This window comes from Anditalea andensis (genome assembly GCF_000714815.1).
GTDB classification, from domain to species: domain Bacteria; phylum Bacteroidota; class Bacteroidia; order Cytophagales; family Cyclobacteriaceae; genus Anditalea; species Anditalea andensis.
Genome location: NZ_JMIH01000016.1, coordinates 251,148 through 268,349, shown reverse-complemented (window position 1 = coordinate 268,349; position 17,202 = coordinate 251,148). Strand labels below are relative to the sequence as shown.

The window sequence follows — 17,202 nt, the reverse complement described above, 5'->3', positions numbered from 1 at the left end:
AGAAAAGGATAAGGTTTCACTCGCTAATCAATAGGTGTTCTTTATATTTTAGTTTTATCAATGCTTTTTTTACAGTCTCAGCGGTTACCGAGCTTCCAATGTTAATGATCGAAATAGCATCACCTATAAATGCAGATTTATTGGCTAAAAAGAATTCAGTGGTGATATCTCCAACAAACCAGGCTGCATCAGCAGTATGGATTATTTCAGCTTCATTTATTCCATATCTTTTCAGCTTATCACCATGGGTTGTTTTCATGGTTACAGTCAGGATGGTAGAAATGGGCCTAAGCTCCGTTTCTTTGGGAATATTTTCTGCATACTGGTATTTGAATCCAGCGATCATTTTAACAAGATCAGAGTAAACAGCTGAACCGGTAGGCAAACTGCCAGCTCCCTTACCTTTAAAAAATTGCTCACCTAGGTTCTTAGATTTTATCTTGACACAATTGTATTCCCATTCGATAGCTGATATGGCATCAGAAGAATCCACAAATGTCGGGAATATGTAGGCCGTTACCCCTTCAGCTGTTTTTGTTGCAGATGCGATTAATTTTATAGTCAGGCCTAATGTCCTGGCCAAATCAATTTCTTCTGAGCCTATAGCTTCGATGCCATAAAATGGAATGGAAGCTTCGGGATGGTATTCATTAAAGGCATGTGTTATGAGGATGGTAAGTTTACTGGCTACATCGCTACCATTAATATCAAATGAAGGGTCCGCTTCTGCAAATCCCTCTTTCTGTGCCAAAGCCAAAGCGTCATGTAGGGATAAATTATGGCGGAAAATTTGACTTAAAATATAATTGGACGATCCGTTCAGTATCCCTTTTATTTCTAAAATTTCATCTCCGTAGTATTGCGTCTGGAGATTGCATATAACAGGTATACTTGCTGCTACTGCGGCTTCGTATAATATACTTCCACCATATTGCTTTTGCAGAGCGATCAGTTCTGGTAGATTTGCAGCTATTACTTTTTTATTGGCAGTTATTACTCTTTTGCCCCTTTCCAAGAAAGCCCTAATAAATTTATAAGCTGCATCTGAATCTGAAATCAATTCAATTCCTATTTCTGCTTCGTCTATTAACTTTTCCGCATTAAATATAAAAGGAAGGTTCTGCGGCCGTGATTTATTTTGTTCTTTGATAACAATCTGATAAGGCAGTAAATCATTATCATGGGATTCTGCTATGGTATGGTAGCCTTGTCCTACTACCCCAAATCCCATCAGTCCTATCTTATGATTCATTATTGCTCAGGTAAAAAGATTTTAAAATGTATTTTAGTTGTTCGTATTCTATCAAAAATGCGTCATGTCCATAGGGAGATTTGATTTCTGCATATACACCTTTTGTGCTGAAATTACTGATGAGTTGCGATTCTTCTTTTCGGAACAGCTCGTCAGTATCTATACCTATGGCAAGGACTTTAGCGCTGATCTCTCCCAATGCTTTTTCCAGACCTCCTCTTCCTCTGCCCAGATCATGGCTATCCATGGCTTTGGTAAGCACCCAGTAAGATAATGCATTAAATCGTTGGGATAGTTTTTCCCCTTGGTACCGGAGGTAGCTGCTGACTTTGAAGTTATCCAGTTTTTCTTCCTGTTCTTTCTGTGTCTCAATAAAGGCCTGTGGATGTCTGTAAGTCAACATGCCTATCGCCCTAGCGGTCTTGATGCCATCCTTTCCTGCTTCCGGATGGTGTTCTCCCCAGGTACAGTCGGCACTGATGGCCATACGCTGGGCTTCATTAAAGCCAATGATCCATGGCGTGCTCTTGGCATTGGAGGCTATAATGATACTGTTTTTCAGTTTGTTTCCTAATGTATACGACCATTCCAAAGCCACTTGTCCTCCGAGAGATCCTCCTATCAGAGTATGGATCTGCTTTACATCCAGGTGCTGACGCAGAAGTTCGAGAGCCTTGGCCTGGTCACGAGTAGTAAGGGTAGGGAAATCATAATAATATGGTTCCTGAGTTTCAGGGTTTGTACTTAATGGATTGGATGATCCATAACATGAACCCAGGAGATTGGAACTGATAATCCGATAATCGTTGGGGTCATAAAACTTATCTTCACCTACTAGTCCACTCCACCACTCAGTTACGTAGGCGTTTCCAGTGAGTGCATGGTTGATCCATATCACCGGGAGGGATGTATTATGTATATCGCCATATATAGTGAAGGCAATGTCAAATCCGGAAAGTTCTTCTCCGGATTCTAAATTTAAATTACTATCAAAATGGAAAATCTCACTGGTCATTTCAATTCTCTGATATGGAGAGGTTAGATTCATTACTGCTGGTAAGTTTTGTAAATGCATGGGATAGGTCAGCCTTGATATCATCGATATGTTCTATTCCCAAAGAAATTCTGAGCAGGGTAGGAGTGACCCCCGCCGCCGACTGTTCTATGTCACTGAGCTGCTGGTGGGTAGTGGCTGATGGCTGGATGATCAGCGTTTTAGCATCCCCTACATTGGCGAGATGGGAAATAAGTTTAAGTTCATTTATAAAAATAGAAGCATCTTCTTTTTCACCTTTGAGTTCGAAGGTAAGAACTCCACCATAGCCCCTTTTTAGATATTTTTTGGCCAAGGCATGATAAGGAGAGGACGTAAGTCCGGGATAGTTTACTTTCTGCACTTGGGGATGTTGTTCAAGCCATTTGGCGATTTCAAGTGCATTGTCTACCGTTCTCTGTACCCGAAGCGAAAGTGTTTCCAATCCCTGAAGTAATAAAAAGGAATTAAAAGGGCTAATGGCTGGGCCGAAATCCCTTAAGCCTTCCACTCGGGCCCTTATAGCAAAAGCTATGTTGGGTAGTCCCAATGCATTACCATCACCAAATGCTTCCCAAAAATTAAGTCCATGATAGCCTTCAGACGGTTCTGAAAACTGTGGAAACTTTCCATTTCCCCAGTTGAAATTACCTCCGTCTATAATAACACCTCCAATAGAGGTGCCATGCCCACCTATCCATTTGGTAGCTGAAGATGTGACTATATTAGCACCATGAGCCAATGGCTGAAAAAGGTAACCTCCTGCACCAAAAGTGTTATCCACTATAAGAGGTATATCAAACTTTTGGGCGAGGCTTGCTATGGCTTCAAAATCAGGTATATTGAATTCGGGATTCCCTATGGTTTCCAGATAAATGGCTTTTGTTTTTTCATCTATTAGTTTCTCATAATATTCCACATGGTTACCTTTGGCAAATCTGGCTTCTATTCCGAGTCTTTTAAATGAGACTTTGAACTGATTATGTGTACCGCCGTAAAGGAATGATGTGGTCACAAAGTTATCTCCTGCCTGCAATATATTATTTAATGCTAGAAACTGAGCTGCCTGGCCTGATGCTGTGGCTACAGCAGCTACGCCCCCTTCAAGAGCGGCGAGTCGCTTTTCAAATACATCTGTAGTCGGATTCATTATCCTGGTATAGATGTTTCCAAACTCTTTCAGGCCAAATAAATTGGCCCCATGTTCGGCTGAATTGAACACATAGGAAGTAGTCTGATAAATGGGCACCGCTCTGGAGTTGGTAGTGGGATCTGGTTCCTGGCCTGCATGCAACTGCAGCGTGTCGAAATGATAGTTCTGTGACATGGGTATATGGTTAAAAGGTTAATAAATTGTTTGGGATTGATATCGTATGTTAACTAAAACAAACAATGTGTTCTTCGAATAGACGGATTATCTATAGGAACAACAGTAGGTAGGCCTAATCAGGTAAAATGATAAATAGGCTGATGGGTAATAAGAATTTAATAAAGGGTGGTTTTTATATAGCATCGGTTAAGAATTTATATTTCCCATAGAGGATATTCTCTATAGGCAGGAATTGGCACCTTGGATCTTCCAGGTTGCCAGAGGGTCTTAGAGCCTGTCTCTAACCTCTTCTTTATAAACCTTAGCACTTAAAAAGTGAAAGGATAGAACAAATTAACAATAAGCTGGCTGAAAATACAATAGATGGGTAAAAAAATTGTTAAAAATTACATGGGAAATATTTATCAATTTATCCTGATACTATCTCTGATGCTATATACGTCATTAGAGACTATTGGACAGACCTACGATAGATTCGGACTGGAAGGACAGTATGGATTCATCATACCGCATGCTTTGGACCTTCGTAATATATCTACCAGTAACCCATATGGTGTACAATTGAGCTATTCTAGACTCAATACTTCTAAAGAAAGCTGGAAGGTATGCAATTGCTTTTATTATCTGGGACTACAGGTGGCCATTCACGATTTTGGTAATGCTGACATTCTGGGGCAATCCAACTCGCTGAGCGGCTTTTTTGAACCTATATTGGGTACTGGAAAATCATGGGAGTTTTCCTTAAAAAGCGGCATAGGGTTTACCTATCTTACCAGGGTATATGATGCAGAAACCAATCCGGAGAACCTCTTTTTTAGTAGCCCCTTAAGTTTTTTGATTTTTCTTCAACCCAGTTTCAATTATCGGATTTCAGAGCAGCTGGATGTAAACCTTTCATTTGTCTATAACCATATCTCCAACGGGGGACAGCGACAGCCAAACCGTGGGATCAATTATCCAATGGTAGGTCTCGGAGTTTCCTATGTAGTAGAAAGAACGACTTTACCTGAATACGAAACTGATCATACCCTTAAAAAATGGGCACCATATCTGGATGTTTTTGGGACCAATAGAAAGACTGGAGTAGGAGATGAAAGAAAGTATCTATGGGGTACAAGTGCAGGGGCATATTACCGTTTTTTTCCTATAAGTGGATTGGGAGGAGGATTGGAAATGTATCATGATCAGTCACTCAGCGGTGAAACGGTGAATTTTAAAAACGGCTTTATAGCTGCCCCATATGCCTCCCATCATTTTATTTTTGGAAGGTTTATGTTCAGTCAGCGGTTTGCTTATTACCTGCAAAATCCTGACGATTATGCAGATCATGCATTCTATCAAAGATATATTTTACAATACGGTATTTGGCAAAATTTACAATTAGGAATAGGACTCAAGGTACACGGACATGTAGCCGAAAACATTGACCTAAGGCTGGGTTATACATTCTAAAAGTTCCATTCATAAAAATAAAAAAGTTGTATTGATGCTTTTCATTACTTTTATAGCCTAAATAAAGTAGTTTATGAAAATCTTAAAAGTCATGTTGTTTCTTGGCATCTTGTCAGGAATTTTGTTTAATGCGTATGGGCAGTCATCCACTAATTGGTTAAGGTATCCCGCAATATCTCCAGATGGTAGCACCATAGCATTTACTTATAAAGGAGATTTATATACCATACCTTCAGAAGGGGGTAAGGCTATTCAGTTGACATTTCACGAGGCACATGATTTTATGCCCGTGTGGAGTAGGGACGGGCAGCGTATAGCCTTTGCTTCCGATAGATATGGGAATTTTGATATCTTCATTATGGATAGTGAAGGAGGAGAAGCGAGTAGGCTTACTTATCATTCCAACGATGAATTTCCATATTCATTTACCCCTCAAGATGAGGCTGTCGTCTTTGGTGGCCTGCGTCAGGATCTGAATGCCCATAGGCAGTATCCCACAGCATCCCAGCCTGAACTATATAAAGTACCTGTCAAGGGCGGTAGAGTAGATCAAATATGGACTTTACCTGCAGAATATGTTCAGCTAAGCGCTTCTGGTGATAAAATAATCTACCATGATAAAAAAGGTGGGGAAAATGAATGGAGAAAACACCATACTTCCGCTATAACACGGGATATATGGATATATGATACAAAGACGAAGCAACATAAGATGCTTACCGATTTTGCAGGTGAAGACCGCAATCCTGTTTTTGCTAATGGAGAAAAGGATATATACTTTTTAAGTGAAGCAAGTGGGACCTACAATGTGCATAAACTACCACTGAATGGTAATGCCAAACCACAACAGCTAACTGATTTCACTACCCATCCTGTGAGGTTTCTCAGCATTGCAAATAATGGGGTAATGAGTTTCAGCTATGATGGAGAACTATACACATATAAGGAAGGAAACAAGCCCAAAAAACTGGAGGTCCAGATCAAAACCCAAACTATAGACAATAAAGACAAATACCTATCCATCAACGGAGGAGTTCGTGAAATGTCTGTTTCCCCTGATGGCAAAGAAATAGTCATCATTTCTAGAGGTGAGGTTTTTGTCACTTCTGTAGATGGTGCCATGACAAAAAGGGTTACCAATACTCCAGAGCAGGAAAGGTTTGTTAATTTTGCCCCAGATGGTAAATCTATCATTTATTCCAGTGAGCGAAATGGTAAATGGCAGATCCTTCAGGTAAAGAAGACTAGAAAAGAAGAGCCTTTTTTCTTTGCTTCCACTTTATTGGAAGAGACTGTACTGGTAGGAAATGAACACGATAATTACCTCCCAGAACTGTCACCTGATGGGACAAAGTTAGCGTATATCGAAGATAGGCGTACACTAAAAGTACTGGATTTGGAAACCAAAAAGACGGTGACACTTCTTACCCCGGGAGAGCTCTTTCATATGCAGGATGGTGACCAGTACTATACCTGGAGCCCCGATAGCAATTGGCTCCTGGCCACCTATAGGCCCACCATGGCAAACGGTGAGGTGGTACTCCTGGATGCTACTGGAAATAGAGAAATGATCAACCTAACCGAGAGCGGTTATGGAGATTCCAATCCTAAATGGGTAAATGGGGGCAAGCAGATGATCTGGTTTAGCAATAGAGATGGGATGAAGAGTTTCGCTACTAGCGGCGGATCCCAAAATGATGTGTTTACCATGTTTTTTACCCAGGAAGGATGGGATAAGTTTCAATTAAGTAAGGAGGATTATGACTTGCTGAAAGCAATAGAAAAAGCAGCAAAGGAAGATGAATCCGAAAAAAAGAAAGATGCTAAAAAAGAAGATAAAAAAGTAGTAGAGGTACAAATAGATTGGGATGACCTGAAAGATAGAAAGGCTAAACTGACTATTCATTCTTCGGCATTAGGAGATGCGCTTTTATCTCAAGACGGTGAAAAGCTTTACTACCTGGCCAGGTTTGAAAAAGACATGAACCTATGGAGTACCAATCTTAGGACGAAAGAAACAAAGATGGAATTATCCCTTGATGCCAGTTATGGAAGGTTATATTGGGATAAAGAAATGAAGCACCTCTTTTTATTGAGTAATGGTGGCATATCCAAGATCAATACGGAAAACAACAAAAAAGAAAGTGTAAAAATTAACGGGGAAATGATCTTTGACAGGGTTGCAGAAAGAAACTATATGTTTGACCACGTCTGGGCACGGACCAAAGGTATGTTTTATACCCCTGATATGCATGGCGTAGATTGGGATAAAATGAAGGAAGAATACGTCAAATATCTTCCTCATATAGGCAACAGCTATGAATTTGCTGAATTACTATCTGAAATGATAGGTGAACTGAATGTATCCCATGCAGGAGCCAGGTACAGCAGGTCTATAGATCAGGCAGATGCCACTGCAAGCTTAGGTATATTTATGGATTATAAGCATCAGGGAAATGGCATTCTTATAGAAGAAGTGCTTAAAGGAGGACCTTTAGATAAGGCTGGGTTCAATATCAAACCAGGTATGGTAGTAGAGAAAATAGATGGTGAAACTCTCCGGCAGGATAGGGATTTTGCCCAATACCTGAACAGAAAAGAAGATAAATTTACCCTATTGGAAATATTTGATCCGATAAAAGGTGAACGGTCACAACTCACCGTAAAGCCTATTAGTCTTGGAGAGGAAAATAGACTGCTTTACAAAAGATGGGTAAAACGAAATCAGGCAGAGGTGGATAGTTTAAGTGGGGGAAAACTAGGGTATGTGCATATCCCTGGTATGAGCGATGGACCATATAGGACTACTTATGAGGAAATGATGGGTAAATACCATGATCGGGAAGGGGTGATAGTAGACACCCGATTCAATGGGGGAGGAGACCTGGTAGCTGATTTAGCTATGTTCTTTACCGGAGATAAATTCCTGACTTACGCTACTGAAGATCGTGAAGTGGGATATGAACCAACCTTCCGATGGACCAAACCCACCCTAGCGATGTTCAATGAAGCCAACTATAGTGATGGACACTGTTTTGCATGTGGCTATGCTGACTTAAAAATAGGTAAAACCGTAGGGATGCCAGTACCAGGGACCTGTTCATTTGCAGGATGGGAAGCACTGCCTGATGGCACAAGGTGGGGAGCTGTACCGATAAGTGCTAAAAATAAAGCTGGTGAATGGCTGGAAAACAATGAGACAAAACCAGATATACAGGTTAAAAACATGCCGGGAATTATAGATCAAGGTAGAGATCAACAGCTTGAAAGAGCAATAGAAGAATTAATGAAGAATATTTGATTCCTCAAAATATAAATATCTATTGGATTTACCATCAAAAACACGAAGCTGTCTTCTTATTTTTGATGGTTTTTTTTGTTGCTATTATATCTGAAAAAAGCTAGAACCCTTACCTTATGCATTGATAGCATTTGTGGCAATATGCTTTATTCACCAGCCAGATGAAAAACTTCCCCCAGCGTATAGGTCACTATATGCTTATCAAAAGAAAGAGATGCATTGATCATTGCTTTAGCTACCGTCTGCCCATCTATGGGACGATAGCTCCTGAACAGTCCTATAGTATTGAATGCTTTAAGCACCACATAAGCTCCATGTTCTCCTGCCCTTTTTTCATCTCTGTCTCCATGCAGTAATCCAGGCTGGATAAAATGCATACTTTCAAAATTTAGTTTTTTTACATCTCTTTCCAGTGTCCCTTTCATCCGTGTGTAAAATATGACAGATTCAGCTTTAGCGCCTGGAGCAGAGACGAGAACATATATAGGCACTTTGTTTGTAGCAGCAGCCTCCGCAAATAAGTACTGATAGTAATAATCCACTTTATATTGGGCACTAGGGTTCCCCGCTTTTTTCATAGTGGTGCCAAGAGCAGAAAATAACACATCCCCTTTCACCAGATGTCTCCACTCATCAGGAGCATCAAAATCAATGAGCTCTTCCTGCAGTTTTTCATTTTTTATACCCAGAGACCTTCTGCCGAATACCAAGACTTTACTATACCGGATGTCATCCAGTAGCAATTTTACCAATTCATTGCCCACTAATCCTGTTCCGCCTATTACTATTGCTGTTTTCATATAAATTCAATGTTAGTATTTTTATACCTATTTATAAAAGTACTTCCAATTAGAAATTGTTATAAAGTTTTAGATAGCTTGAGGGTTATCCATGTATTATATTGAATAGGTATGGGACCCTACACTTCGATGGATCTGCAGACAGGAAATTCAAAAAACAGCTATTTTAATAGAACTCCTCCCGACTTAATATTTATAGGCAATAGACTTTTTGGATATTGGTTTCATAAAATTCAAGCAGGGATAGGACAACTGTTTCCTAAAAGAATGTTCTGGTTATATTTTTGGTTTTTGTTCATGAGCGGACAAAAATGTGCGCGCAATACCGTTGTGTCTCCACCATATTAGCTTAATTTAGACATAATGAGAAAAATACAATGGCATAGATATCGTACAGGAATATTTAATTCAAATTAATTCTTTCACTCATTTTTGAATGAATATGTGGTATAATTATATAAAAATAGCCTTTCGTAATATTGTTAAAACTAAACTTTTTTCCTCCATAAATATTCTCGGACTAACCTTAGGTATGGTTAGTTTTTTTCTGATCATTCTATATGTAGACTTTGAATTGAGTTATGATAAATTTCATGCAAACGCTGACAATATTTACAGGGTAACTCATGATAGGATTGTTGACGGAGTACTTCAATATCAAAAAGCTCAGAACTTTATTCCTACAGGTGAATCTATGGCCAATGATTTTCCGGAAGTATTGGATTACACCACACTTTTTCATATCAGTGGTCAATCCGATATTATAATGGAGCACGAAACGGAAACAGGTGAAAGGACCAGATTTTCCGAAACAGAAGTTTACCATGTAAAAGGAAATATTTTTAATTTGTTTTCCCTCTCCATTATTGACGGACAAAAAGATATCCGGAAACTGGAGCCAAATACCGTGATGATTTCTCAGTCTATGGCTGATAAATATTTTAAGAGTGAATCTCCTATTGGTAAAAATCTTAGTCACAATTACGCGGATAATTATATAGTGGTAGGTGTATTTGAAGACATACCTGAAAACTCCCACATTCATTTTGATTTTTTGTTTGCCTGGCAGTCTATATCAAATGATGGAAATGCAGAAGATATGAATAACTGGAGATGGGATGGGTTCTATACCTATCTATTATTAGATAATCAAGTAGATATAAATGCTCTGGAATCAAAAATTCCCGCCTTTATCGATAAGTATATGGGAGATATAAATGAAAACGTCAGATCTGTGTTTCATTTGCAACCTATGACTTCTATCCATTTAGAATCAGATCTTTTGGCTGAATCTAAGGCAAACGGTAATAAAAGAACAGTATATACAATGCTAATACTTGCTATTCTTATATTAACCATCGCTTGGATAAATTATGTGAATCTATCTACATCAAAAGCGATGGATAGGGCAAAGGAGATCGGAGTTAGAAAAATTGTAGGGTCCGGTAAAGAAGGTATTATTTCTCAATTTCTGATAGAATCTTTATTGATCAATATTATGGCATTAATTATTGCAGGGGGATTAATACTTATTTGTTTACCATATTTTTCGAAATTTACCGGTATCACGTTGGCTCATAGTCTATTATTAAGATTTGAATTTTGGTCTTCTACCCTTTTAATAATTTTAGTAGGGAGTCTCGCGGCAGGTATTTATCCTGCATTTGTAATTTCATCCTTTCAACCGGTCAAAGCATTAAAGGGTAGATATCATAGCATATCAAGAAGTAACACATTTTGGAACCTTAGAAACGGATTGGTAATTTTTCAGTTTTCAGTTTCGGTAGCTTTAATAGCAGTATCATTACTAGTTTTCAAACAGCTTTCTTTCCTTCAATCACAGCGGCTGGGTATATGTATCGACAATACCTTAGTGGTCAATACCCATGCTACGTTTGGTCCGGTAGGTGCTGATTCGGTCTTTTTGAGAAACTTAAATGTTTTGAAGGATAATTTGGCCAGCCAGAGCAATATTAAGGCAATAACTGCTTCCTATGATATACCAGGAAAGGAACATCTTAGTCAAATGCCAAATTTCCGGCATGCAAAAAATCCCGACGAAAATATATCAGTTTATTTGACTAGAATAGATTACGATTTTCTATCGGCCTTTGAAATCGATCTGGTTACAGGCAGAGGATTTAAAGATGGTATAGATGACCAATCCAGTATCATTGTTAATATAGAAGCACTGGAAGCTTTAGGATTTGATGACCCTGATTCAGCCATTGGTCAGGAAATTATTTGGGGAAAGCAAAATAAAGCTGAAATAATTGGAGTAGTTGATTTCCGTTCCACATCTTTCAAACAAAAAAATTATCCAATTGTCTACACCTCATCAGTTTTCCCGTATAAATATCTATCCATACAGTTTGATGGATTAAGAGGAGATAATTTAAGTGATAATTTAGCATTAGTAAAGTCAAACTGGGAGGCTGTATTTGCCGATAAACCATTTGAATTCTTTTTTTTAGATGATGTATTCAATGCCCAATACCAGAGTGAGCAGATATTTGGCAGGTTATTGACCATGTTCACTTTTTTAGCCATAATCATTGCCTGCTTGGGACTTTATGCTATCTCTAACCTTATAGTGGTTCAAAGAACAAAAGAAGTGGGAGTGAGAAAGGTACTGGGAGCATCTACAGGAAGTCTACTGTTTTTACTTTCTAAAAATTTTATATGGCTAATATTTATATCAGGGATGGTGGCTTTTCCATTGATTCATTTGTCTGTTAAGGAATGGCTGATAAATTTTCCCTATAAGACTGATGTAAGTTGGTGGATTTACCTGGTGCCTCTCGGGATTATTTTGATTGTATCAATGGCTACAACAGGAATTCAGATTTTAAAAGCCACATTAATCAATCCGGTTAAGCTTATAAAATATGAATAGGATGGAACATATAAATTAAAACATGCTTCTGGTAATATTCCACCTTATATGGGTTAATCAACTGTAAGTATGAATTGACACCAAAATTTATCGTCCATGATTTTGATTCTTATTGTGTATGGTACAACTTTATTTTCTCTTATTCATCCTACATCCATATCACATGAATATTAAAAAACTTCAATTGTCACTACACTAAACATAATAGATTAAACCAAAAATAATTTGCTCTGGTTATCTTAGCAGTATAAACTATATCCAACTGAATTTTGTCTCTATACACCGAACTAATTGTCAGCGAAATCCTACCCAAGGAAAACGGCATAAAAGTTTTTGTTTTAAATCATACCGGTAACCTGAAATATAGGGCCGGCCAATACCTCACTTTAGTACGAAGAATGCCAAACGGCGAAGTAAGAAGGTCCTATTCTATTTTTTCTTCACCTGAATTAGGTGAACCCCTCAGTATAGCCGTCAAAAGACTCGATAACGGTATTTTTTCTAGATACCTAATGGATGAAATTCATGAAGGAGATATACTATTAAGTACCGGTACAGGAGGGGTGTTTACCTTGCCTGATGATATTTCACATTATAAGCAAATTTTCTTATTTGCAGCTGGCACCGGCATCACGCCTATATTTTCACTGATTAAATCCCTATTATACCGGAATCCTGGTGTTAAGGTAATCTTGGTATATAGTAACCGTAGTGTACAGTCATCCCTTTTTCTTAAAGAATTACAGGACTTGGAGGATAAATTTCCTGATAAGTTTATATTGGAATTACTTTATAGCAATTCTCAAAACCTTTATCGGGCAAGGCTTCATCAAGATTTGCTGAAGGAATTGGTAAAAAAACATACCGTGGGTTCTTTGGACCTTTCCCTGTGTTTTATATGTGGCCCGGTAAACTATATGAGGATGTGCACCTATAATATGGTCCAGCTCGGGGTGCCTCTACACCAGATCCGAAAAGAGATATTTGTCATGCCTCCCTCGCTGCCTAAAAGTGATCCACCGGATACTTCTCCTTATAATGTTACCATAAAGTTTAAGGAATCAAAGCAGACATTTAAAGTTCAGTATCCGGACCCTATCCATAAAACCGCACGTATTCAAGGTATGGATCTACCTTACAGCTGTGAAACTGGCCGGTGCGGCAACTGTATAGCCTTATGTACTAAAGGGGAAGTATATATGTCGTATAATGAAGTGCTTACAGATAGGGATGTAAAACAAGGATTGGTCTTGACATGTGTGGGATATCCCGTAGGTGGAGATGTGGAACTTGAGATCAAATAAGCTTACCAAGTATGGGAAGATACAACTATCTGCAGCAAAAACATAAATTCAGATTTACCTGAATGTAGTTCAATACTGTTGAAGACTGTTTAACTTCTGCTTCAAACTTATATATCCATAGAATAATGATCTATTTTTCCAAAGAATAAATAGGGAGTTGATCCCCCTTTAAGGTCCAAAAGTCTTAATGCTCGAATATCATCTATCTTACGGAAATTGTTCCAAATTACTTTACCAGCATATATCATAGTGGCAGAGAATTTACCTATATGTTCTATCATCCACCACCTGGCTTTGGGGTGTAGTTTGTAATAATGATTTGGAAAATCACATAATATATTTTTAGCCCCTAGTTTTGCATATTTTAAAACTATAAGGAAATCAATCCGGGATTTACAGCATACAGGCTTTTTACCGTTCTATGTATAAAATAGGAGGGATGTACATTTTCTTTATTTATATAACACTTGCCATACCAAGAGATAATAGGCATTTCTTGCTTTGACAGGTAGGACATTCTTGGCTGGTCCACCATCCCATCATAAATGACTGATCGACTAGATCCAGCCGACCGTGAATTTGGAGTGCGCTTGAAGCGTTTAGGTTTTCTGATGTAATTTTGGCAAGTGTAGTCAATATTAAAGTTTATTATAATTAATTTAACACCTATCCTCTTCGTTTACAGTTGCCCAATATTTTTCTATTAAATAGGGGATTTCACTTTGAAGAAACTGTAGAAACCGCTTCATTTTTTTCAGATCATTGACAAACTGGGGGGAATCCTCTCCCTTGATTTCTATGATGGCACTGATGAGCCTTTCAAATTCCAATATACCTTCAATCTGATCCTGAAAGTCTGCACTCCAGGTATGGGTACTAATTTTAAAATATCTTTTCCGCTCTCCGGGTTTGGTGAGAAACTCTATTTTCTTTTGGCTTAAAAGAATATTTATCCCATAGCTCACTGCGCTTTTGCTCATTTTTAAGTGTTCTATGATGTCATCGAAAGTGGCTTCCGCACCGGGCACTACCATCAAAAATCCCATTATTCTTCCCAAAGCAGGTTGCAAACCTCTTTTATCAAAGAAAACACCTATATTTTCTATCAGAATTTTTTGCTGATCATTTAGTATCATTTGGTTATTCTTTTAAGGGTTTATAAAGAATTTATTATTATTTATTGGCAAGATAACATTCGAAGACTGTAAGAAAAAATCTTTTGCAAAATTAGTTCTTTTTTGACTGAACTAATTAAATTTATTCTCGTTATTTGCATTATTATTTAGAAATTGAATGCCGGCTACCCCGGCAAAATTTTTATTTATATGGTTTTGTAATAATTGAACTAAAAGAAATAATTAAAACTATGAAACTTAAAATTATCTTGTATGGCGCTATGTTTCTTTTCGGAATGGGGCATTTATATGCACAAAATCCAAACCGACCGGATAGTGATAGGGTAATGGATCTCGATAAAGTGGTTCAGACAGCACTAGCCAATAACATTTCCATCAAGCAGAAATTTCTGGACGAAAAATCTGCCCAACATCAGAGAAAGGAAATAGTGGGAAGTGGATTGCCTCAGCTTAGGGGCTATGGAAATTATAATAATTTCATAGACATCTTTCCTCAGGCCATACCAGGTGGCCTATTTGATCCCACACAGGATCCAAATACGATCAGCGTATTAAATTTTGGCGTTCCGCAAAGCATCAAAGCCGGACTGGAAGTGACCCAACTCATATACAGTCACTCTTATATAGTGGGACTTAAAGCTGCTAAAACCTCGCAGGAATATTATTACCTGCTCAGCAGGCAGAATGAGGAAGATGTTATTTATGATGTGGTCCTTAATTTTTACAATGTAAAAGCAGCGGAGTTACAGGCTGACAACCTCAGATCCAATCTGGAGAGATTAAATAGGTTAAACGCCATCGTCAAGTCCCAGGTGGAAAATGACCTCGCCCGCAAAGTAGACCTCAATAGAATCAAAGTGAACATGACCACTTTGGAGACCCAGCTGGACAATATTGAAATTGGTATAGAGCAGGGTTTAAATTATTTAAAGTTACTGATGGGGGTACCTATGGATACTCCATTGGTATTGGAAGCCATTGATTTTGACATGGATCATGCTTCTGAAAATATAGACCATAACTATACAGATATCTATGGAAGGGCAGATTTTAAAGTACTTGATAAAGTGACAGAGCTCCAGAATCTGGATATCCGAAATATCAGATCAGGATACGTTCCCACCCTGGCGGCATTCTTTGATCTTAACTACAATGCTTTTTCTACAGAATTTGATTTTCTGAACAGAAGCCACAACTGGTACAGAGGTGCGCTATTTGGATTACAACTGAATGTGCCGATTTTCGATGGTTTCCAGCGCAAACATAAAATCTCCCAGGCTAAAATAAGCGCTGATAAACTGTCTATGGACCGCCAAAATTTAAATGAGGCGGCGATGGCAGAATACCTTACCGCCACCAAAAAACTGGAAAATTCCTTCAGGGGCCTTAATGCCCAAAAAGAAAACCTGAAGCTTTCCGAAGAGGTAATGTACCAATCAGAACAGCTCTATAAAGAAGGGCTAGCACCTCTGACCGATCTATTGGATGCTGAACTTGCCTTAAGGGAAGCCAGATCCTCCTTTTATAATCAGACAGTGAATGTAAAAACTGCACAGGCAGATCTTTTAAAATCTACAGGCAGAATCAAGGAAATAAGTAAATAACAAATCTCATCCAATATTAAATGGCAACTGCCAAAGTTTAAGATAATATGAAAAAGTTAATCGCTCCAATTATTATAGCTGTAATAGCCATCTGGATAGGCATATCCCTGGTTTCAAATAAAAAAGAAATGACTGCACAGGCAGCATCTGCCATGGAGGTCAGCAGGCATATTCCAGTGCAGACCCAAACGGTCACACAGGAGTCTTATGCGCTCTCTTTTGTTTCCAACGGGATCTTTCAGGCGGATAAAGAACTGAGTATACAGTCAGAAGCCAGCGGCAAAGTGATAAAAGTTTTTAAGAAAAAAGGTCAGTTTGTAACTGCCGGTGAACCTATAGTGAAGCTGGATGATGAAATGTTACAGGCAGAGCTATCTATTTCCGAAATCAAACTGAAACAGGCAGAAAAGGACCTAGCCAGGTACCATAACCTGTCAGAAACAGAAGCCATCACTTCAAAGCAACTGGAAGAATCCCAGAATGCTCTCGAGATGATCAAAGCTGAACTGAAGACCATCAGGAAAAGACTGTCCAATACTTTGATCACGGCACCTATTTCAGGCTACATCAATGAGGATTACGTGGAAATAGGAACACTGATAAATCCCGGTATGCCGGTAGCAGACCTTGTAAGTACCGATCCAATGAAACTATCTATCAAAGTATCAGAGGCTGAGATCGTCCAGATAGGACTGGGAGATAAAGTAGGGATCACTGTAGGAGCACTTCCTGATGAAAAGATGGAAGGCAAAGTCACCTTTACTTCCTCCAAAGCAGATGCATCCCTTCATTACATAGTGGAAATCGACATTCAAAATGCCCATAAATCCATTAGACCGGGCATGTTCGGATCTGCTGAATTCTCTTATCAGATGCCGGAAATCATACAGATCCCCAGACAGGCGTTGATAGGAGGACTTAGGGATCCAGAAGTTTACCTATTCCAAAATGGTAAAGCAAACAAAAGAAAAATCACAGCAAGGAGTATGGGACAAGACAAAATTGCGGTAATGGATGGTTTAAATATAGGTGATAAAATCATCACTTCGGGTCTGATCAACTTAAGAGAGGGTGTGGAAGTAATTGAACTTTAA

General features: G+C 38.6%; 12 protein-coding genes and 1 riboswitch. Of the genes, 6 read left to right on the top strand and 6 right to left on the bottom strand.

Going from position 1 to position 17,202, the window contains the following annotated elements; all coding sequences use genetic code 11:
• Nucleotides 1-16: 16 nt before the first annotated feature.
• Genes EL17_RS09500 through EL17_RS09490 form a run of 3 tightly spaced genes read right to left on the bottom strand, consistent with a single transcriptional unit; the run spans nt 17 to nt 3,612 of the window.
• Nucleotides 17-1,252, bottom strand: a complete 1,236-nt coding sequence (locus EL17_RS09500; RefSeq protein WP_035072999.1) for a homoserine dehydrogenase — start codon at nt 1,250-1,252, stop codon at nt 17-19.
• Complete coding sequence (locus tag EL17_RS09495) at nt 1,242-2,300, bottom strand: homoserine O-acetyltransferase family protein (protein ID WP_035072997.1); 1,059 nt, start codon at nt 2,298-2,300, stop codon at nt 1,242-1,244. Before EL17_RS09495 ends, EL17_RS09500 begins: the two co-directional genes overlap by 11 nt.
• Nucleotides 2,269-3,612 (bottom strand): O-acetylhomoserine aminocarboxypropyltransferase/cysteine synthase family protein, encoded by a 1,344-nt coding sequence (locus tag EL17_RS09490; RefSeq protein ID WP_035072994.1) that lies wholly within the window; start codon nt 3,610-3,612, stop codon nt 2,269-2,271. The genes EL17_RS09495 and EL17_RS09490 overlap by 32 nt, the downstream gene beginning before the upstream one ends.
• Nucleotides 3,613-3,806: 194 nt before the next feature.
• Nucleotides 3,807-3,916, bottom strand: a riboswitch (SAM riboswitch).
• 89 nt (nt 3,917-4,005) lie between these two features.
• On the opposite strand from EL17_RS09490, the gene EL17_RS09485 reads away from it, so the two are divergent.
• Nucleotides 4,006-5,067, top strand: a complete 1,062-nt coding sequence (locus EL17_RS09485; RefSeq protein WP_240485962.1) for an acyloxyacyl hydrolase — start codon at nt 4,006-4,008, stop codon at nt 5,065-5,067.
• Nucleotides 5,068-5,158: 91 nt separating this feature from the next.
• Nucleotides 5,159-8,368: a S41 family peptidase gene (locus EL17_RS09480; RefSeq protein ID WP_394332160.1), complete on the top strand. Its 3,210-nt coding sequence runs from the start codon at nt 5,159-5,161 to the stop codon at nt 8,366-8,368.
• A gap of 146 nt (nt 8,369-8,514) precedes the next feature.
• On the opposite strand, the gene EL17_RS09475 is transcribed toward EL17_RS09480, so the two are convergent.
• Nucleotides 8,515-9,168: a Rossmann-fold NAD(P)-binding domain-containing protein gene (locus tag EL17_RS09475; RefSeq protein ID WP_035072988.1), complete on the bottom strand. Its 654-nt coding sequence runs from the start codon at nt 9,166-9,168 to the stop codon at nt 8,515-8,517.
• Nucleotides 9,169-9,604: 436 nt separating this feature from the next.
• On the opposite strand from EL17_RS09475, the gene EL17_RS09465 reads away from it, so the two are divergent.
• Both EL17_RS09465 and EL17_RS09460 read left to right on the top strand, forming a co-directional pair.
• Nucleotides 9,605-12,064, top strand: coding sequence for an ABC transporter permease (locus EL17_RS09465; RefSeq protein WP_035072984.1), 2,460 nt, complete (start codon nt 9,605-9,607; stop codon nt 12,062-12,064).
• 269 nt (nt 12,065-12,333) lie between these two features.
• Complete coding sequence (locus tag EL17_RS09460; RefSeq protein ID WP_035072981.1) at nt 12,334-13,368, top strand: ferredoxin--NADP reductase; 1,035 nt, start codon at nt 12,334-12,336, stop codon at nt 13,366-13,368.
• A gap of 107 nt (nt 13,369-13,475) precedes the next feature.
• Here EL17_RS09460 and EL17_RS23475 read toward each other — a convergent pair whose 3' ends face one another.
• A complete protein-coding gene (locus EL17_RS23475; RefSeq protein WP_262482680.1) occupies nt 13,476-13,706 on the bottom strand; it encodes a DUF4334 domain-containing protein in 231 nt (76 codons plus the stop codon).
• Between the two features lie 321 nt (nt 13,707-14,027).
• Complete coding sequence (locus EL17_RS09450; RefSeq protein ID WP_035072979.1) at nt 14,028-14,504, bottom strand: GbsR/MarR family transcriptional regulator; 477 nt, start codon at nt 14,502-14,504, stop codon at nt 14,028-14,030.
• A 230-nt stretch (nt 14,505-14,734) separates the two neighbouring features.
• Between EL17_RS09450 and EL17_RS09445 the strand changes: the two genes are divergently transcribed.
• Nucleotides 14,735-16,108 (top strand): TolC family protein, encoded by a 1,374-nt coding sequence (locus tag EL17_RS09445; RefSeq protein WP_240485961.1) that lies wholly within the window; start codon nt 14,735-14,737, stop codon nt 16,106-16,108.
• Nucleotides 16,109-16,155: 47 nt separating this feature from the next.
• Nucleotides 16,156-17,202, top strand: coding sequence for an efflux RND transporter periplasmic adaptor subunit (locus EL17_RS09440; RefSeq protein ID WP_035072976.1), 1,047 nt, complete (start codon nt 16,156-16,158; stop codon nt 17,200-17,202).

Excerpts from the sequence above, each read along its gene's own strand:
- EL17_RS09490 (WP_035072994.1), bottom strand. The coding sequence starts at position 3,612 with ATGTCACAGAACTATCATTTCGACACGCTGCAGTTGCATGCAGGCCAG.
- EL17_RS09445 (WP_240485961.1), top strand. The coding sequence starts at position 14,735 with ATGAAACTTAAAATTATCTTGTATGGCGCTATGTTTCTTTTCGGAATG.
- EL17_RS09475 (WP_035072988.1), bottom strand. The coding sequence starts at position 9,168 with ATGAAAACAGCAATAGTAATAGGCGGAACAGGATTAGTGGGCAATGAA.
- EL17_RS09450 (WP_035072979.1), bottom strand. The coding sequence starts at position 14,504 with ATGATACTAAATGATCAGCAAAAAATTCTGATAGAAAATATAGGTGTT.
- EL17_RS09440 (WP_035072976.1), top strand. The coding sequence starts at position 16,156 with ATGAAAAAGTTAATCGCTCCAATTATTATAGCTGTAATAGCCATCTGG.
- EL17_RS09480 (WP_394332160.1), top strand. The coding sequence starts at position 5,159 with ATGTTGTTTCTTGGCATCTTGTCAGGAATTTTGTTTAATGCGTATGGG.
- EL17_RS09485 (WP_240485962.1), top strand. The coding sequence starts at position 4,006 with ATGGGAAATATTTATCAATTTATCCTGATACTATCTCTGATGCTATAT.
- EL17_RS09465 (WP_035072984.1), top strand. The coding sequence starts at position 9,605 with ATGAATATGTGGTATAATTATATAAAAATAGCCTTTCGTAATATTGTT.
- EL17_RS09495 (WP_035072997.1), bottom strand. The coding sequence starts at position 2,300 with ATGAATCTAACCTCTCCATATCAGAGAATTGAAATGACCAGTGAGATT.
- EL17_RS09500 (WP_035072999.1), bottom strand. The coding sequence starts at position 1,252 with ATGAATCATAAGATAGGACTGATGGGATTTGGGGTAGTAGGACAAGGC.